This is a genomic window from Micromonospora sp. 050-3, assembly GCF_046549335.1.
In the GTDB taxonomy this organism is placed as follows: Bacteria; Actinomycetota; Actinomycetes; order Mycobacteriales; family Micromonosporaceae; genus Micromonospora; species Micromonospora trifolii.
This window is the reverse complement of the sequence record NZ_JAJPVX010000001.1, coordinates 937249-955273: the sequence shown is the minus strand read 5'-3', so window position 1 is coordinate 955273 and position 18025 is coordinate 937249. Positions and strand designations below refer to the sequence as shown.

Genomic DNA, 18025 nt, shown 5'->3' with positions numbered 1-18025 from the left:
TCAGCTCTCCTCGGTCGCGGCGGTGGTGGTCGGCGGGTTGGGATCGATCACCGCGCGGTCGAGGACCTCGGTGTAGACCGTCCGCAGGGCTTCGCCCGGGCCGGTGACCGCCCAGCCGCGCTGGCGTTCCTGCACCACGACCCGGCCGGCGCGCAGCTCGCGCATGAGCTGTTCCGGTGGCGCCCCGGCGGCCACCCACTCCAGGCGCATCGCGGCGATGCCACCGGGCGGTGCGGGCAGGGTGGTGACCCGCCAGCCGTCACCGGGCGTGCCGGTGGTGCCCTCCTGTGCCCGGACGCCGATGTCGGAGCCGATGTCGGCACTGGCCAGGAAGGGGTCGGGCATCCGGCGCTCGTGACGCATCGTGAACTCGCTGGCGGTGGCGGGTTTGCCGAAGACGTTGACCCGCACTCCGGTGGTCCCGAACTTCTTCACCTTGATCTGCCGGTGCGGGGGCAGTTGGACCAGGTCGGTGGTGACCACCCGGGACACCGCGCGGCCGGGCAGTGAGTGCGGCTGGAAGCGCACCAGTCCCAGCCGCAGGAACGGCCACACCGCGAGGTCGACGTCCACGTCGATGTCGGCGAACCACAGGTCACGCTCGGCGTCGAAGTGCACCGGGTGCCCGATCACGGTGACCTGCCGGCCGCCCGCGGCCGCGTCCAGCAGCGTGACGGTGCTCGTGACCTGACCCGGTGTGTCGAAGTCGCCGGCGACGAAGTGCTGCTGGTCGCCGAGGCCGATCTCCTCGATCGGGTCGCTGCCCCAGCGGGTGACCAGGCCGGACAGCGCCCGACCCTCCTCCACGTCACCGTCGGCCGGGCTGGCGAAGAGCACCACACCGAGCATTTCGCCCTCACCGGTACGGTTCCAGCGGCGGTTGAGCCACACCCGCACACCCATCGTCTCCCGGGTGCTGGTCCACTCACCGAACTCCATGCCCCTGGTGAAGCGGAACGACGGCACCACCGAGTGCACGTCCGGTGGTGGCGGCACTGCCCGGTTGGGCACGTGCACCAGCATCGCGGCGCCCTCGCGTAGTTGACTTTGATCGCCGTCCGGCACGGGAGGGAAGTACTCCCGGAACCGGGTCGACCCGACCGGCCGGTAGGTGACCGCCCGGTGTTTGGTGTCACCGAAGAACTGCGACGCGCTCAGCGTCACCGGTCCACCGGTGCGCTCCAGGTCCGTAGGGGCGAGCGTGGCGGTGCGCGCCTGCGGCTTGACGCTGCCGGTGCCGGCGTCCACCGCTTCGAGCCAGGACGCCGCCAGGTGCACCCGGCCGGTGGTCGGCCGGTGCGCCTGCACCTGCACGGTGACGCTGACCTGCCCGGTCAGGCCGGTCGCGGTGACGGTGGGCGGCCCGATCAGGGCCGGCGCCACCAGCGGCTTCTGCACCGCGTGCACCACGGTGACGGGTTGCCGGGAGGACAGGCCCAGAACCTGCCCGTCCAGGACGTCCTGCGGATTGGCGGCGCCGACGGCGAGGTGGTCCAGACGGTCGGGGTGCAGCGTGCTGGACAGCTCGAAGGTCTGCTCCACGCCGGGGGGAACCTCGACGATCAGCACCGATCGGCCACCGGACTTCTTCACCGAGACCTGTACCACGCTGGAGCCGGCCGCCATCGGGCGCGCCACCAGCTTCGCCGGCGGCAGATCCGGCCAGCTGCCCCCGTACCCCGTGCTCACCACGGGCGACGCACCCGGCACGCCGCCGATGGCCACGCCCGCGACGGCCGGGTCCGGCAGGTAGGGCAGCAGGGCGGCCGGCGCGTCGATCACCACGTAGGCGCCGTTGGGCAGGGCCCGACCGCGCGGCACCGGCAGAGTGCCCTTGACCACCCTGGTCGGGTCGCTGGTGACCAGCTGCAGACCCGGTTGAGGCACCATCGCACCGCTTGGGCCGGGCACCATCTGGTCGAGGAACGAGCCCTCCTCCCGACGGGCGACGGCGAACATCCGCTCGCGGACCGCCGGGGAAGCTTGCGGCCCGAAGGCCGCGTCGAACATGGCGTGCCGCTCGGCCAGCATCTGCGGGCTGTCCGGCGCGGCGACGTGACGCTCGCAGGTGCCCAGCAGGGTGCCCTGGCCGTCGCTGCGCACCACCAGCCGGAGCAGCGACTCGCCCTCGGTGAAGCGCCTGGTCGGCACCAGGGTGGGCGAACCGGCCGCCTCGTGGCGGAGGTAGCGCACCGCGGGCAGCACCTGGGTGGGATCGCAGACGTCCGGGTCGATCGCGGTGCCGGCGATGTCCACCGCCCGGGCCCGGAGCTGATAACTGCGTCCGTAACGCAGCCGCGGTAGCGTGCCCGGCGCGGCGGTGATCTCCGCGCGCAGCGGGTAGCCGGGCGCGAGGACGTTGTCGATCTCTTCCACCTCCGGGCTGTTGCGGCCGTCGCCGCCCACCTTCGGCCCCGGCTTGCCGACCGACAGGCCCCAGCCGTCCCACCCGGCGATTTCCTCGCCGACGACGAGCCGGACGACGCCGAACTCGTCATCCTGCTGTGCGGCGACCACCGCTTCGGTGCGGCCCTCGTCGTCGGCGTCGACGATCACCTCACCCACCGTGTAGCGCACCCGGCGGCGCATGAGCGACCGGAACGGCCCGCCGTCGGTGGCCACGTCCACCCGGTAGCCGGTGGTCACGTCGTCGGCGAACAGCACCGCCGGGGCCTGCGCGCCGGCCGAGGCGATCGCGTCGGTGCGGGTGGTGGCGTGGCTGACCACCGCCTCGGCGCGGGCCTGCTGGCCGAGGGTCAGACCGACGTCACGGCGCACCGGCAGCCGGGCCGGCAGCGGCTCGCCCGAGCGCGCCGACGCGGTCGACGCCGCCGCCAGCTGACCGCTCAGGCTGGCCACATCCACACTGGTCAGCACGTAGGTGGTTGCCGGGTTGCGCAGGTTGAGGACCCCGCCGACGATTTCGGCGCGGGCGTCCGGCTCGGTGGCCATGGTGAACCGACGCGCGGGCAGGTCGCTGACCACCGCGCTGAACGGCTGGGGGCGGGGCACCGGACCGTTCAGCGGCTGACCGGCCGCGTCCACCACCCGGACGGTGCGCGCGCCGTCGAACGCGGCCATCTCGACATCAACGCGCAGACCCAGCGGTATAGAGAGGGCGGGGTGCGCCATCAGCAGGGTGCAGACCTGGTGGAAGTCGGCCTGGGCGACCGAGTTGACCCCGGCCAGCGGACCACCGGCGGCCCGCCCGCCCGGGCCGGGTGCCCTGCGGGGGCCGCCTGCGCGGCGTAGCCACCGGGCGTAGGCCGCGATCGGCAGCGCCATCGCCAGATCCTCGTGGCCCTCCTGGCGCAGCCGCTGGACCGCGGTCGTCAGCGTCGCGTTCGACGTCGTCGCCGGGGCGAGCAGGGCGGCGCCGGCCTCCAGGCCCATCGCCCGCGCCACCCGGGGGTCATTGTCCACTGTGGCAAGCGCGGCGATCGCCCGTCGCACGACATGGTCGGCGCCCAGCGAGTCGGTGGGGTTGGTGTCGTTGACGCTGGCATACATCAGCTCCAGAGCCGTGGCGGTGGCGGCGAAGGTCGGCCCCGGTCGGGCAGCTCCCAACGCACGGCGCCCACCAGCCTTGGTGAGCACCCTGGTGGCCGGGCCGAAGAGCGCCGTCCACAGCGGCGACGACGCCGGGCCGCTGCGCCGGGTCAGCGGCTGCGGCTCACCGCCACCGGTGTCGGCCAGGAAGAGTGGCCCGAGGGCGTTGACCACCGCCGGCCAGTCCGCCAGCGGCGTACCGCCGATCGTGGTGATGCCCTGGCCGCGCGGGGCGGCGACCAGGCTGAGCTGCGCCTTGCCGTCGGCGAAGCCGGCCGGCAGAACGGTCCAGAGCACGCTGTACGTCATCGTCTACTCCTGTGCGAACGCGGCGCAGTAGGTGTCCCACGGGCGCGGGCCGGGCCGCCCGGTCGGCGCCATCAACTGGGCGAAGGTCGGGTCGGCGCTGGGGCCGGCGAAGCGGCGCTCCATGGGCACCACCACCGACTCGCTGAAGAACAGCACCTTGATCTCCACGGCGATCTCGGCGTAGCCGAACAGCTCGTTGGAGTTGAGGTCGTAGTCGAGGGTGAGCGTCAAGGTGATCGAGACGCTGATGATGCTCAGGACCTCGACCTCTCCACGGATGCGGAAATAGCCGCCGATACGGGCGATGTCCAAGCTGGCGTCGATGTCGAAGAGCACACCACCCATCGCCTCCACCGATCCGCGCGCCACGAACAGGTCGACCGATAGCGAGGCGCCGAACTCCAGGGCGCCGACCAGCTTGACCAGACCGGTGGTGGCCACGCCGATGGCGAGGTGCCCACCCCCGCCGAGCGCGGCGATGGTCAGCCGGAACGGGTTGTCCGGGGTGGAAAAGCCGAGATCGAAAGACAGCGGGTACGGGTCGCCGGTGAAGTTCAGTTCCGCGCCGGCGGAGATGGCGATGTTCTCCAGCGCGAAGACGCCGATCGCCAGCGACGGCACCGGGAAACTGAAGCCGGACCGCACCCCGGTCGGCGTCACGGTCAGCGCCGGCGGGTCGGAGAAGCCCTCCTGGTCGATCATCTCGGCCAGGGTGGCGATGAAGGCGAGCACCTGGCCGTAGCGCAGCGCACCCAATTTGATGTCGACGTCGGGCTTGCCGGCGTCCCTGCTGGTGAACCGGATGCTCCTGATCGGCACGCTGAGCAGCGGCACGGTGTCGAAGGCCGGCGTGGTGGTGGAGTGGATCTGCAACTCCACCTGCTCGACCAGGCACTCGCTGGTCGACCGGGTCTCCAGCCGGGCGGTGTCCACCTCGGTGGTCTGGGTAATCCTCAGGTTGGCCCTGTTGGGGTCGCCGGGCTTTTCCCGCAGCGGCCGCAACACCACGAAGCCCTGGTGGAAGCGGGCCTGTGGCTTGTCGCCGAAGAGCTTGGTGTCCCAGGTCATCACCTGCGACGCGACGCCGTCGACCAGGTCGCTGACCATCTTGTAGGCCTTGCCCAGCTCCCGGACGATGCCTTCGTCGGTGGGCAGCAGATCCTTGATCCTGGCCAGACCCAGCAGCTTGTCGGCGTCCTTGAGGAACGACAGGTCCACCGCCCCGGCCGCCAGGGTGGTCAGGTCCGCACCCGCCAGCGCCCCGAACTGCCGGGAGATCGCCGAGGTGCTCAGGGCGAGGGCGGCCAGCCCGCCGGTGGCCTCCTGCGCCAGGCCGACCGCCGGCGATTCGCCGAACAGCTTCAGGAAGACCTGTCCCTGGGCGTTCGCCCCGTCGAAGAGCGCCTGCGTGTACGGCGCGGCGTACTGCAACACCGCCTCTTTCGCCCCCGGCGCGTAGCGGTCCAGCGCGGCGATGCGCCCGACGATCCGTTCGGCGACCGGCAGCCCGGTGGCGGCATCCAGCGCCAGGTCGACCTTGCGGGCGAGCACCGTCGTGGCCTGCTCCGGCGTGGGCACCTCCAGGTCGGCCGCCGACCGGATCGCCGCCGTTGCCGGCTCCGGCATCGGGGCGACCGCCATCGGCTGCCCACCGGCCTGGATGGTCCGGAAGACGTTCTCGGGCACCTGTGCTCCGCCGCCGAGGGTGTCCCACAACGCCCGGGCTTGCGCATCGGAGGCGGTGCCGGGCACGAAGAGCAGCGGCAGCGCGAACGGCACCGGATTGCCCTCATGGTCGTAGCCGATCAACTGATAGGCGAATGGTGTGGCGGCGTCCAGCAACAGCACCCGTGAACCGGTCATCCCCGCGGGCGGCTGGACAGCCTCCAGCGGCGGGGTCACAGTGGTGACGACATCGACGCGGGTGAACGGCCAGCGCCGATGAGCGTCGCCGCCCGCGTCGTCCACCGACGTGGCGGGCGGCACGAACGGCATCTGCGGATCAGTGACCAGGATGGTCGCCGCGGTGCGCAGCGCGGCGACCCGGGTGCTGCCGCTCTCGAAGCGCCGAACCGTCTCCTCGGTGAAGATCGCCCGGTGGCCGAACGGGTAGAGCCGGCCCACCACGACGATCCGTTGAGCTTGGTCGCGCCCCATCGACGTGTCGTGGCGCCACTGCGCGACGGTCGCGGCGATCTGCGCCGGGGTGGAGCCCGGCGGCGGGTCGGGCCAGTCACCACGCACGCTGAGCCAGCCGCCCAGGCTGCTCAGCGCGAGCCGCCGCACGGTGGCCGGCGCTATGGTGCGCGACTGCTCGGAGATCTCGACGCACAGGTCGGCCCTGAGGGTGTTCTTGAGCCGCGCGTCGTTGACGTCGTCGGCCCACCCCGGCTGCGGTGCACCGCTCTGCGGGGTGTGAGTGAAACGCGCCGCCAGTGGCACTTCGGCGCTGGCCGAGAAGTCCACCGAGGTGACCTCCAGCCGGGTGCTCCACAGGGCGGTGCGCCCGGCGTTCACCCGGGCTGCGGCGGCGTGCCGCAGTCGGACGTGGCCACCGGGGGACTGAAGGTTGAGCAGGTAGGGCAGGCGGAACTGCGACGCCTGCGGAAAGCCCGGCGGCGGGGCGGCCACCAGCGCGGCGTCGGCGGCGCGGGCGCCGGACGTACCACTGGATCGTGGTGGGCTGACGGCGGCCCGGCGGGCCGCGCGGTCCTGGTGCCGGTCCTCCGCCGCGGCCGGGTCCTCGGGCCGGCCGAGGTGCCCGGCCATCGCGGCCGCGACCAGGTGGTACGCCGAGGTGGCCGGCCGGGGTGGCCGGGCGTCGAGCGGGTCGACCGCGCCGCCGTGTTCACCGGGGACGATCTCCAGCCGGGAGATCGCGGCCAGGATACCGGCGACGGACAGGTCGATCGGGCCGTCCGACGAGCGCACCACGAGCACCACGTCGCTGGGTGGCGTGAAGACCGGCTTGGTCTGCACCAGTCGCGGGCTGGCGCCCCGGGCGGCGTTCTCCAGGAGTTGCTGCGGGGGGAACTGCACCCACAGGTGCCCCTGTGCGGCGCCGGCGACCAGCTTGAGGTCGTAGCCGGTTGGGGGGCCGGGGCGCAGCTGGGGCTGCAGGTTGCTGAGCGACACCTGCAACACGAGCTGGTCCTCGGCCCGGGTGAGGGCGAACGACGGCGTAAAGGCCATACGCCCACCCTGGCCTGCGCCGCTTGCAGTGACATCGGTAGCCGCTGCCCATACTGTGCCGACCCGCTACCTACCTTGCGAGTGCCGCCGCGGTGGTGGTCCGATGGCAACTGATGTTCGCGAGAGGTGACCTGTCGTACGCTGCTGCTCGGTCCGCCCTCACGGTTTCCAGTGAGGAGCAGTCATGCCCTTGAGCCGCCTGTTGACCCTCGGGGTCGGCACGTGCACCGCACTCGCGATGAGCGTCCCGCTGACCTCGGTACCGGCCTCGGCCCAGTCGAACCACTCGCGCGGCGGGAGCCTCGTGCTGGTCGGCGGCGGACTCGCCGACGACAACGCCGCCATCTACGGTGACATCGTCCGGCTGGCCGGCGGTGCCGGCAAGGCACGCATCGGAATCTTCACCGCGGCCGCCCCGGCGCCGTCCGAGGACCCGGACGCCGACACCCCGGACTGCAACAACAGTGTCTGCAACGGTGACTACTACGCCAAGCTGTTCCGGTCCTACGGGGTGGCCGACGCCCAGTGGATCCCGATCGACCTCGACCGACCGGAAGCCGCACAGGACCCGGCCGTGGTCAAGCAGATCAACTCGATGACGGGCTTCTTCTTCGGCGGCGGTGACCAGTACCGCTACGTCACCACGATGACCCGGGGGGACGCGCAGCGTGACACCGCGGCGCGCAGGTCAGGAACCAGCGCCGCAAAGGCACCGGCCGCCACAGCGACAACGAGCACTCGCTCTGGCATCTCCGAGCGCGAGAACAGCGCCGCCGCCACGAGGGACGCGGCGATCATCGCCGTCCAGCCGATCGCGACGCTGACGCCCGTCGGCGTCTGCTGCGCGCCCCGTGCTTCCCACAGGTTGCGATCCACCGCCATGGCAAACCTCCGGCGACCGTGCGGACCCGCGCATCGAGTCCATGTGGCGCCATTTCAGTCCGCCGGGTCGACCACCGTCGACGGCTTTCACACACCCGTTACGACCACGGGCCGATTCTTGACACGGCCATAACGGCACCTACGCAGTCAGGCGAGCCGGTTGGTGCCGGCGCGAAGATGCGCATCGGTCGACACGATCCACCGCCGGCGCCATTCGTTACGGAACCGGCGGTCTCCTACGGCAAGCTGGCGTATCGGCGGCGTCAATTCTCGGCCGGGTTCCGTATCAGCGGTGTGAAGAGCCTTGTGGCGCACATTCCGTACGCGATGTGCTCCTTGTCGCAAGGACGAGGTGGAAGGAACGACGGTGGCCAAATTGACGTGGCGCACCCCGGCGGGCTTGTCCGAGCCCAGCCGTAGTGGACGGGCGACCGGTGCGGTCCAGACAGGGCATCGCCGTCCCCCACATCCGGGCGCGGCGCATGTCGCTGGCTGCTCTCCACGCCTCCACCCCGTCACGCGGCGGGTTCGGGCCGGTTCGGCTTCGAACCCGCCGCAAACTCTTGCTTCTTCGACAAGAGCACAACCCAACAGCTGACAGCACACCGGCGTGAAGGAGCCAGATGGACGAGGTCTCCCGGACCGCTCTGGTCACCGGGGCCAGCAGCGGCATCGGTTTCGAGGTCGCGTGCGCGTTGGCGGCCCGCGGCTGGCACGTGCTGCTGCACGCCAGGACCGAGACCGAGGGCCGAGACGCGACGCGGCGGCTGCTCGACGCCGTCGCGGCGTCGGCACCGGTCCAGCCGATGATCGCGGACTTCGCGCAGCTGTCGCAGGTGCGTGCGCTCGCCGACGCGGTGGTTGCCCAGTCATCGGGGCTGCGACTGCTCATCAACAACGCAGCAATGGTTGGCGCCGAGCGCAGGGCAGAGACGGTCGACGGCAACGAACTGTCGTGGCAGGTCAACTACCTCGCACCGTACCTGCTGACAAGGTCGCTGCTGCCGGCGCTGCGCGGCAAGCGCGGCGCGCGAGTGGTCAACGTGTCGTCGTGCCTGCACCGGATGGGTGACCTGCCGTGGAGTGATCTGAACCGCACCGGACGGTACGCGCCGGTGACCGCGTACGCGCAGGCCAAGCTGGCGCTGACCATGTTCGGGGTGGCGCTGGCTGACAGGTCCTGGACCGAGGTGACGGTCGCCAATGTCCACCCGGGCGTGGTGGCAACGCGGCTCCTCGGTGTCTATGGCCGCAGTGGTGGCCCAGCGATCGACGGAATGCAGGCGGTCCTGCGAGCGGCCACCGGCGAGGTTCCGGTCAACGGGGCCTACTTTGAAGGTCTCCTGCCAGCGGTGCCCGCGCCGCTCGTGGCTGACGCAGCGGCGGTGGAGCGCCTCTGGCAGCTCAGCGAGCGTGCCGTCGGGGCGAGCGCGAGCCAACGTGCAGCGTGAGTCCAGTAACACGCAGCAGCACAGGTGTGCCACAGATCGTCGAGTCACCCGGCGGGCAGGCGGCGGCCCAGTCCCGGCCGACTGCCGGCAGCACCTGCGCTCTGGGCCCGAAACGATGCGTTCTCGGTGGCTCGCCAATCGGGGCGAGTCTCGGTCGGTCACCGGACGCAGAGACCAGCCCCGGTGATGACGCAATGCTCACGGCATGCTGTGGACCCTGTACGTAGAGTATTGCCGCAGTCTCCATCGTCAAATGACGTCGACAGCCGAGAGGGCGTGGAGGGAGTTCGGATGCTCGTTGCCGTCGTCGTACACCCGACCAGGCCGCAGGCCGCCGAAACGGCGGACATGGTGTCGCGGATCTGCGCCGAGCACGGTGCCGCGTCGCAGGCCCTGAATGTCTGGCAGGACGATCAGAGCCCCGCCGACGTGCTGGCCGCCATGGCACAGCGACCGCAGCTCGTCGTCACCATCGGCGGCGACGGAACCCTCCTGCGCGGATTGGCCGTCGCCGTCGAAGCCGACGCACCCGTTCTCGGCGTGAAGGCCGGCCGGGTCGGCTTCCTCACCCCGTTCGCAGCCACGGACCTGCCGAGGGTGCTCGGCGCCGCCCTCGCCGGCCGCGCACCCATACAGCAACGCATGCTGCTCACCCTGCGGGCGTCGCGGCCGCTGCAGGTCCCACCGGAGCTGCGGACTATGCTCCGCTACGGGCGCGGTCCCGATCCCGTCCCGCCCCTTCCCCGCCCGGGCACGCCCGACGAGGTGGGTTGGGGTGTCCCACTGGGCCTGAACGCCCTCAACGACGTCGTGTTCGAAAAACTCGGCAGGGACCGGCAGACCAGCGTGGCGGTGTACCTGTCCGGGCGGCTGTTCGCCACCTACTCCGCCGACGGCGTTTTGGTCGCCTCACCGACCGGCTCCACCGCGTACTCGTTCGCTGCCGGCGGACCGGTCCTCTCGCCGCGCCTCAACGCCCTCGTCTTCACCCCGGTCGCCCCCCACATGGCGTTCAACCGCAGCATGGTCACCGCCCCGGACGAACCCGTAGGCGTGCAGGTTCTCCCGAAATCGGGTCAGGTCGCCGTCGTCGTCGACGGACGCGTACACGGAATCCTCGACCCCGGCGACTGGGTCTCCGTCTACCCCGCCCGACGCCGCGCAAAGCTCATCGTCGCCGATGTCGACGACTTCTTCGGCCGCCTCCGGGACCAGTTCTCCCTCGCCGACGCGCCTGCCGCCCACGCCGACACCGGCAGCCAACCGCCGCTGCTGGTCTATCGACCGGAGCTCCCGGTACCCGAGGACCTCCAACACCTGCACTTGCCGACATAAAGGCGGGTGCACCGCGCCGTGGTGCTGGCCCAGCGCGCCGATCTGGAGAGGCTGCACGAGACCGGACCTTTCAGCCAGACGACCGCCGCCAAATCCACGGTCAGCTGGACCTCGAGGACATACGCCAGAGCGAAGAGCCGTAGCCGTTTGGTGCGATGTCAATCCTCCCGATCAGCGTTATCACCGTGTAGCAGAAGGACGTGGCGGCGTCAAAAACGTGTGGCGGACAGGGACGTCGTCGCGCGGCCAGGAGCACCATCATCTGATGGAACTGACGTGTGCACGACGGTGAAGCAGCCCAATGTCCGATCTGCCGGCAATGAACGCGTGCCGTGCTTGATCGATCGTCGGCAGCCCGAGACTCGACGCGCTGGACACGGCAGTTATCCCCCACACCTCCTACCTCGGCGCGCATTGGACCCACGTTCGTGACAATCGGTGAAAGCGGCCCATCTGACAGCGCGCCAGCCCCGCGGCTGGTCCTCGGAGTCGAGCAATCGATCGCGGGCCTGCACGCGCTGCGGTGGGCCGTGGCGCAGGCACGCATCTGTGGTGGCCACGTGCACGCCGTTCGTGCCTGGACGTTCACGCCGGTGTGGCACAACCGCGCGGCGAATCGCCGGTGGCACCGCGAGCTGGCGACCGAAGCCGACCGATACGGGCCCGACGCGTTCGCCGCTGCCATGGGGGCCGTCCCCACCGACGTTGCCGTGGACCTGGTCGCCATAAAAGGCCTGCCCGGACCGGTGCTGGTCGAATACGCGCACCGGGAGACCGACCTCCTCGTCGTGGGCACGCAACGCGGACGTTTTGGCCGCATCGCCAGCCCCACAACCCGGTACTGCGTGGCACACGCACACGTCCCGGTCGTCGTCGTACCCCCACCACCGTGGGCCCGAGCAGCGGCCATCCGTCGATCCCTGCGGGCGGTGGGCCGCGATCGGCGCTCGACGTGAACCGTCCCGAGCCCGCCAAACCGCTGGTCCCAGTGCGGGGCGTGGGCTACCGCCTCGACGAGTACGCGAACCTGGCAGACGTTCCGCTCGTGGGAGATAGGCGTGTCAATGGCTCGTCCGGCTGCCACTCCCCGCGGTGCCTGATCTTCGGCCAGAGGAGGTACTCGACCCGTCGCCCACGAGTTGCCGCGCGGGTCGAATCGACCGTAACCACCGCCCGCATGTCAGCCCGGTTTAGCGCACGCCCGTGACGTTAAGGAGGTGTCAATATCGAGCCTATTCGGCTGTCGCATGCTGGCAGAGTGGACGTACAGATGATCACCAAGACAGGCCTCGAAAGCCACAGCGCGGACGACATCGCAGAACTGCTCAACCGCACCGCACGAGCGGAGTTGCTCTCGCGTGGATCTTCACACGTACTGGTGTCCGAGGGGGAAAGCCTGCGGCTACGGCCGCACCGTACGGGTAGAGCCATCCCCAGCAGCAACTCCGATGCGTCGGTGATCGTCGGCGGGTGGACCATGAGCGCTAACTAAGTACTACCAGCCGCAATGGCTGAGCTTCGCCGGCAGCGAAGGGTCGTGCGTAACGCGGAATACCGGGTATTGCGCCGCCACGCGCTCGAAGTCGCACAACGGTGCCCGCCGGTCGACAGCCATGTGTGGGCGGGCACCGGGAGCAACAGCGAGATAGCGGCGCAGAATTGGCGCGCGCGCACCGACGTCGACCTCCTTCAGCAGGATTTTTTCGCGTGTCCCGTGATGGATGACGGCGTGACCGCCGTCGGCTCGCACGTTGGCCACCCAATTCGAGGTGGTTCCCAGCATCGACACGAGATAACGCTCTCCCAGGTGGTCCGCGACGACGAGGGGGAAGGTCACGGGCTTACCGCTTCGACGTCCGAGAACCTCCAACGTCACCCAGTTGCGCGGCGCGAACATCCCACTACTGAACTGGAGGGCCGATATGCGGTTCAGGATGCGGGCCAGACGATTGGGACGGCCGTGCTGGTACATCCACTGAGCGAAATGGTCGTGGATCGCCATCATGGAGAAAGGCTCCTGTCTGTGCGGCAGCGTAGGTTTCATCGGCTGCGCTTGGGCGTCTATTCATAGGCATAGTCGTACATGGACGGCACCTGCCACGCGGTGACGGCCTCGACGGACCGCCGGCCAGCCGCGCGTGGGCAAGCGCCCGGCGCCTCAGGGCGGCATGTCTAGGTTGTCGCGGCCCCTTGTTCTTGCGATGCGTTGTCGTGCACGATGGTGACCGGGCAGGCCGCGTGGTGCAGGACGGCGTGGCTGACCGAGCCGAGGCGGCGACCATGAAGCCCGCCGCGTCCGCGGGCCCCGAGTACGACGAGTTGGGCGCGGTCGCTGGCGGTGACGAGCGCATGCGCCGCTCGGCCGGCCGCCAGTTGCCGCTGCACGACCACCTGCGGATACTTCTGCGACCAGCCCGACAGCGCCTCCGTCAGGACCTGGTCGTGTCCGAGGTTTTCGGACCCGGAGTCGTCCATTGCCATCGAACCGTGGTCGGTGTTGTTCGATTCGGTTCGAGTATGCAGAGCCCGCAGATCAACGCTGCGAAGCGTGGCCTCGTGGAATGCGAAACCGATGGCGGCGTTGTTGCCCGGTGAGCCGTCCACGCCGATCAGGACCTCACCTCCGGTCGTCGGCGTCCCGCGCGTGATCAGGACAGGACAGGCGGCGTGCGCGGCCACCGTCACCGCGACCGAACCGAGCAGCAGCTCGGGAAACCCGCCCCGGCCTCGGTGTCCGAGCACGAGGAGATCCGCGTCGGCTGATTCGCGGATCAGGACGGGAGTCGGATTTCCGGCCAGCACCTCGCCAGTCACCGGCACCTCGTCAGTGTTCACTCGGTCGATGGCGGCCCGGATGGCTTGCTGCGGGTCGGACAGAAGGCCGCCGGTCAGTTCGCCGGCCGGGTCGTTGTGCGTCCAGGCGGGATGGTCGGCCCATGGGTCGCAGTAGACGATGCGTACCGGGCGTCCGCGTAGCGCGGCCTCACGGACTGCGAGGTCGACCGCGACGAGGCTGCAGTCAGAGCCGTCGACTCCAACAAGGATGGGTGAGCCGGTCATGGTTTACCTCCGTTGGACACTGATGAACGTTCGGTAGGTCCTGCACGCGGCAATGGGATGGGCGGCGATGCGGGCCCGTCATGGGTGCTTGGCTACGGTGAGCAGCACCGCGGCGTCTTCGAGCGCTTCCAGCGTGTGCCGGCGGTCCGGCACAATCAGCAGGTCGCCAGATACGCCGTCCCAGGACGTTTCGCCCGCGCCGAGCCGAACTCGGCCGTTCAGGACGTGGACCGTGGCCTCGCCGGGGTTCTCGTGTTCGCTGAGCATCTGGCCGGCGGTCAGCGCGATCATGGTCTGGCGGATTTTGTGCTCGTGGCCGCCGTAGACGGTGGAGCTGCTGCGGCCGCTGGAGGCGCTGTGCGCAAGCTGGAGCTGCTGGCGGGCCAGTGCGGTCAGGGACAACTTCTGCATGACAGGTCCTGTCAGTCTCGTCGTTCGGATTCTCGTGAACCGGCCAGCTCAGGTCGACTCCGGGGATTTTGAAAGGGGCCGACTAACCCCTGCCGGTGGTGGGGTCGAGTGGATGCGGCGGTCGAGGCGGATGGCGGCGTAGCCCAGGGCGGACATGGCCGTCACGATCAGCAGGTCGGTGGCGGCGACCGGTTCGGTGCCGAGCAGTTCGCGCAGCGGCGAAGCGTAGATGGCGGCGAGTTGCAGCAGCAGGGCGGCGCCGACGGCGGCGAACAGCATGGGGTTGGCCGTCGTGCCGGGGCGGGCGCGTGATCCCAGGGCCACGGCGAGTTGGGTTAGGCCCAGAGCGAGGAACGTCAGGGTCTGCCACGGACGGTCGGTGGTGTGCGCCCACACGCCGACGCCGATGGTGACGGCGGCGATGACCGCCGCGACGCGCAGGACGCGTTGCCACAGGCCGGCGCCGAGGACGGTTTCCGCCGGCGGGCGAGGGGGCTTGCGCATGCCGTCGGGGTCGGCGGGTTCGCTGCCCATTGCCAGGCCGGGCAGGCCGTGGGTGAGCAGGTTGATCCAGAGGATCTGGGCCGGGAGCAGCGGCAGGGGCAGGCCGACGAAGGGCCCGACGAGCATCACGGCGATCTCGGCGGCGCCGCCGGACAGAGCGTAGAGCAGGAACCGGCGGATGTTGGCATAGACGCGGCGGCCCTCGTGGGCGGCGGCGACGACGGTGGCGAGTTCGTCGTCGGCGAGGACCAGGTCGGCGGCCTGGCGGGCGACTTCGGTGCCGCGCTTGCCCATGGCCACGCCGATGTCGGCGCGATGCAGCGCTGGGCCGTCGTTGACGCCGTCGCCGGTCATCGCGACGACCTCGCCGTCGGCACGCAGGGCGTCGATGATGGCCACCTTCTGCTGGGGGGTGGCGCGGGCGAAGACCCGTACGCCGCGGGTGGCCGCCGGGCCCGGATCGGTGGTACGACAGTCGACCGCCGTCTCGCCGACGTCGATGATGTGCAGTTCGGTGGCGATCGCGGTGGCGGTGGCGGGGTGGTCGCCGGTGATGAGGACCGGGGTGATTCCGGCGTCGCGGCATGCGGCGATGGTGGTTGCGGCGGATGCGCGCGGCGGGTCGAGGATCGCGACGAGGCCTAGAAGTCGCAGGCCGCGCTCGTAGCCTGCGGCGTCGCCGGGCACGGTGTCGCGTTCGGCCTGGGCCACGGCGAGGACCCGGTAACCCTCTCGGGCGAGGGTGTCAGCGCAGTCGGTGGCCTGACGCAGCACGTCAGGGTGGTCGGTGATGATCGCCGGCTGCAGCAGCGACTCTGGGGCACCCTTGCAGATGATCCGCATGCGGCCATCGGTCAACTGGTGTGCGGTGCTCATCCGCTTGCGGTCGCTGTCGAAGGGCGCCTCACCATGTCGGGGCAACTCGTGGTGCAGCGCGTCGACGTCGATACCGAGCTTGCCGCCGGCGGTCAGTAGCGCCGCCTCGGTGGGATCACCGACGGCCAGCCAGTCGTCGTTGTCGGGGCTGGGCGCTCGCAGCGACGCATCGCTGCAGAGCACGGCCGCCCGCATCAGCTCCACGAGGTCGGGAGCCTGGTCGCCGGCTTGGCCGGCGACGATGTTCTCGCCGTCTCGGTGGATCTGCCCGTCCGGGGCGAAGCCGGAACCGCTGACGAAGGCGTCCCCGTGTGGGGTCCACAACCGCCGGACGACCATGGTGCCTTCGGTGAGGGTGCCGGTTTTGTCGGTGGCCAGGACCGTCACCGACCCAAGGGTCTCCACTGCCGGCAGCCTGCGGATCACCGCGTGGCGGGCGGTCATCCTGCGTGCGCCCAGGGCAAGGCTGAGGGTGACCACGGCCGGCAGTGACTCCGGTACGGCGGCCACCACGAGGCTGATCGCGGTGACGATCATCAGCTGCAACGGTTGTCCGCGCACCAGGCCGAGGGCCAGGACCAGCCCGCACAGCAACAGCGCGCCGACAGCGAGCTGACGACCCACGCCGGCCAGGCGACGTTGCAGAGGCGTCAGGCCGGGGCTGGTGACCATCATGGATGCGATGCGGCCCATCGCGCTGGCCGCACCGGTCGCGGTGACGACGGCACGTCCCCGGCCCCGGACCACGACCGTGCCGGCCGACACGACCGCTGAAGAAGCCGAGTCCGCGCCGGTAGTGGCGACGGCTTTGTCGACGGGCGCGGATTCTCCGGTCAGCGCCGCCTCGTCGACGAGCAGCGCGACCGACTCCACGAGTCGGGCGTCCGCGGGTACGACATCGCCTTCGGCCAAAATCAACAGATCGTCCGTGACGAGGTCCGCGGCGGGGACTTCGCGTTGCCGGCCGTCGCGGACCACCCGGGCGGCCGGGGCGGTCAGGGCGGACAGGGCGGTGATGGCCCGCTCCGCCTTGATCTCCTGGAGCACCCCGACGGTGGTGTTGACGGCGATGACCAACAGGATGACGGCCGCGTCGGTGAAGTCGGCAGTCGCCAGGGTGAACCCTGCCGCAGCGAGCAGGACCAGCACCAACGGGTCGCGCAGCTGGGTGACGATCCTTCTCCACAGCGGCGTGGGTTGCGGCGTCGGCAGCACGTTGCCGCCGTCACGCGCCAACCGCGCCGCGGCGTCGCCCGACGACAGGCCACCAGCATCGGCCGAGGCGGGGCGCAGATCGCCGTTCGGCCGGGGCGCCGAGCCCACATCCGGTACGACAGGAGTCTTGGATATGGTCACTGTGGTTCGCCGCCTTCTTCGATCGTGGTGACAGCCTCGCGGGGCCGGTCGTGCGCGACGGCTGGTCAGGCCCGCTCGATGACCTGTTCGGCAGGAATTCGCGGAGTGTGCGGAGCGGCGGTGCCGGCCGGGTCCGCGGTAGTGAAGCGCAGCACGAGCTGCGGGTAACCGACGTCGGCCAGCAGACGCCGCAGCTGCTCACGGGTCACGGCCACCTCGATCGTGGCGCTCAACGGCAGGACGGACACGCCGAGTTCGGCGGCGGTGAGCCAGGCGGCCGAGAGTGCCTCGCCGGCACGGAGCCAGTCGAGCTTGCCGTCCTCAAGCCCGTAGAGAATCGCGAAGGTGGCCACGTTCTCGTGCGCCTCGGAAATGGGCAGGTCCCCGTAGTGGCCGAAGTCCCGACCGGACACAGTCGTCTGCGAGGCACGATCACCGATGGCGGAGTCCGGAACGCCGGTCCCCAACGGCCGGGTACCCCCGGTCCAGTAGGCCAGCTCGGTCCGCCAGTCGACCTCATCAGCCTCGGCGCGCTGAGCGTGATCGACAGCGGTGGCCAGGTCGTACACCTGGTCGGGTCGGAGCAGGTGTAGATGAGCGCCGGCGGACTCGGCGGCCGTGACGATGGAGTGCAGCTTGTCGGCAGCGACCGGGGCACTCACGACGGGCCTGCGGTCGGTCTGCCGTAGAGCGATGGTTTGCCGGTGGCGTACCGCAGCCGGGGTGACCGGGATCTGGTGGTCGAGGCGCACCTGCGCGAGGTGGTCGGGGTGCGCCGGGTTCGGCATCCGGGCGACGAGCGCATGCCAGCCGGCGGCGGCGAGGCTCACCAGCGCATGGTGCAGCGCGGCACCGCAGCTCAGGACGGCGAGGCGGGAGTCCGGGTCGGTGACCTCCAGGCCCCGGCTGTGATCAAGGTAGAGGTCCAGCTCATTGCTGGTCACCCGCCACCGCCAGGGTTGCGTGTTGTGAATCGACGGGGCGTGCCCCGCCGCCGCGGCGGCGGCGGACAGCGCCCGGGTGTCGGCCCGGGTGTCTGCGGCCCGGATGGAAGCGTCGGTGCTCATGGTCGGATCTCCTTCTGCGTCATCGGACGTCCG

The 18025-nt window shown here is 70.5% G+C and carries 11 protein-coding genes; 4 read left to right on the top strand and 7 right to left on the bottom strand.

Annotated elements, in window-relative coordinates; genetic code table 11:
• Both ACLJOK_RS04400 and ACLJOK_RS04395 read right to left on the bottom strand, forming a co-directional pair.
• The gene (locus ACLJOK_RS04400; protein ID WP_410816281.1) at window positions 1-3858 is read right to left on the bottom strand and encodes a hypothetical protein; all 3858 of its coding nucleotides are present in this window, start codon (window positions 3856-3858) and stop codon (window positions 1-3) included.
• A gap of 3 nt (window positions 3859-3861) precedes the next feature.
• Complete coding sequence (locus ACLJOK_RS04395) at window positions 3862-7050, bottom strand: hypothetical protein (RefSeq protein WP_410816280.1); 3189 nt, start codon at window positions 7048-7050, stop codon at window positions 3862-3864.
• A gap of 184 nt (window positions 7051-7234) precedes the next feature.
• On the opposite strand from ACLJOK_RS04395, the gene ACLJOK_RS04390 reads away from it, so the two are divergent.
• From ACLJOK_RS04390 to ACLJOK_RS04375, 4 genes are all read left to right on the top strand, one after another.
• Window positions 7235-8065 (top strand): hypothetical protein, encoded by an 831-nt coding sequence (locus ACLJOK_RS04390; RefSeq protein ID WP_410816278.1) that lies wholly within the window; start codon window positions 7235-7237, stop codon window positions 8063-8065.
• 490 nt (window positions 8066-8555) lie between these two features.
• Window positions 8556-9383: an SDR family NAD(P)-dependent oxidoreductase gene (locus tag ACLJOK_RS04385; protein ID WP_410816276.1), complete on the top strand. Its 828-nt coding sequence runs from the start codon at window positions 8556-8558 to the stop codon at window positions 9381-9383.
• Window positions 9384-9674: 291 nt separating this feature from the next.
• Entirely contained in the window at window positions 9675-10718 is a 1044-nt protein-coding gene (locus ACLJOK_RS04380; RefSeq protein ID WP_410816274.1) for an NAD(+)/NADH kinase, read from the top strand.
• Between the two features lie 332 nt (window positions 10719-11050).
• Entirely contained in the window at window positions 11051-11674 is a 624-nt protein-coding gene (locus ACLJOK_RS04375) for a universal stress protein (protein WP_410816272.1), read from the top strand.
• A 539-nt stretch (window positions 11675-12213) separates the two neighbouring features.
• Here ACLJOK_RS04375 and ACLJOK_RS04370 read toward each other — a convergent pair.
• The 5 genes from ACLJOK_RS04370 to ACLJOK_RS04350 all read right to left on the bottom strand — a co-directional run bounded on the left by ACLJOK_RS04370 (window position 12214) and on the right by ACLJOK_RS04350 (window position 17992).
• Window positions 12214-12723 (bottom strand): nitroreductase/quinone reductase family protein, encoded by a 510-nt coding sequence (locus ACLJOK_RS04370; protein ID WP_410816270.1) that lies wholly within the window; start codon window positions 12721-12723, stop codon window positions 12214-12216.
• A 167-nt stretch (window positions 12724-12890) separates the two neighbouring features.
• Entirely contained in the window at window positions 12891-13778 is an 888-nt protein-coding gene (locus tag ACLJOK_RS04365; protein WP_410816268.1) for a universal stress protein, read from the bottom strand.
• Between the two features lie 78 nt (window positions 13779-13856).
• A complete protein-coding gene (locus ACLJOK_RS04360) occupies window positions 13857-14189 on the bottom strand; it encodes a cupin domain-containing protein (protein ID WP_410816266.1) in 333 nt (110 codons plus the stop codon).
• A 48-nt stretch (window positions 14190-14237) separates the two neighbouring features.
• Window positions 14238-16925: a cation-translocating P-type ATPase gene (locus ACLJOK_RS04355; protein WP_410816264.1), complete on the bottom strand. Its 2688-nt coding sequence runs from the start codon at window positions 16923-16925 to the stop codon at window positions 14238-14240.
• 65 nt (window positions 16926-16990) lie between these two features.
• Window positions 16991-17992, bottom strand: coding sequence for an Acg family FMN-binding oxidoreductase (locus ACLJOK_RS04350; RefSeq protein WP_410816262.1), 1002 nt, complete (start codon window positions 17990-17992; stop codon window positions 16991-16993).
• Between the last annotated feature and the right edge of the window lie 33 nt (window positions 17993-18025).

Bases quoted from the DNA above. Each gene is read 5' to 3' on its own strand.
- ACLJOK_RS04390 (WP_410816278.1), top strand. From the start codon at position 7,235: ATGCCCTTGAGCCGCCTGTTGACCCTCGGGGTCGGCACGTGCACCGCA.
- ACLJOK_RS04400 (WP_410816281.1), bottom strand. From the start codon at position 3,858: ATGACGTACAGCGTGCTCTGGACCGTTCTGCCGGCCGGCTTCGCCGAC.
- ACLJOK_RS04370 (WP_410816270.1), bottom strand. From the start codon at position 12,723: ATGATGGCGATCCACGACCATTTCGCTCAGTGGATGTACCAGCACGGC.
- ACLJOK_RS04385 (WP_410816276.1), top strand. From the start codon at position 8,556: ATGGACGAGGTCTCCCGGACCGCTCTGGTCACCGGGGCCAGCAGCGGC.
- ACLJOK_RS04395 (WP_410816280.1), bottom strand. From the start codon at position 7,050: ATGGCCTTTACGCCGTCGTTCGCCCTCACCCGGGCCGAGGACCAGCTC.
- ACLJOK_RS04350 (WP_410816262.1), bottom strand. From the start codon at position 17,992: ATGAGCACCGACGCTTCCATCCGGGCCGCAGACACCCGGGCCGACACC.
- ACLJOK_RS04365 (WP_410816268.1), bottom strand. From the start codon at position 13,778: ATGACCGGCTCACCCATCCTTGTTGGAGTCGACGGCTCTGACTGCAGC.
- ACLJOK_RS04380 (WP_410816274.1), top strand. From the start codon at position 9,675: ATGCTCGTTGCCGTCGTCGTACACCCGACCAGGCCGCAGGCCGCCGAA.
- ACLJOK_RS04360 (WP_410816266.1), bottom strand. From the start codon at position 14,189: ATGCAGAAGTTGTCCCTGACCGCACTGGCCCGCCAGCAGCTCCAGCTT.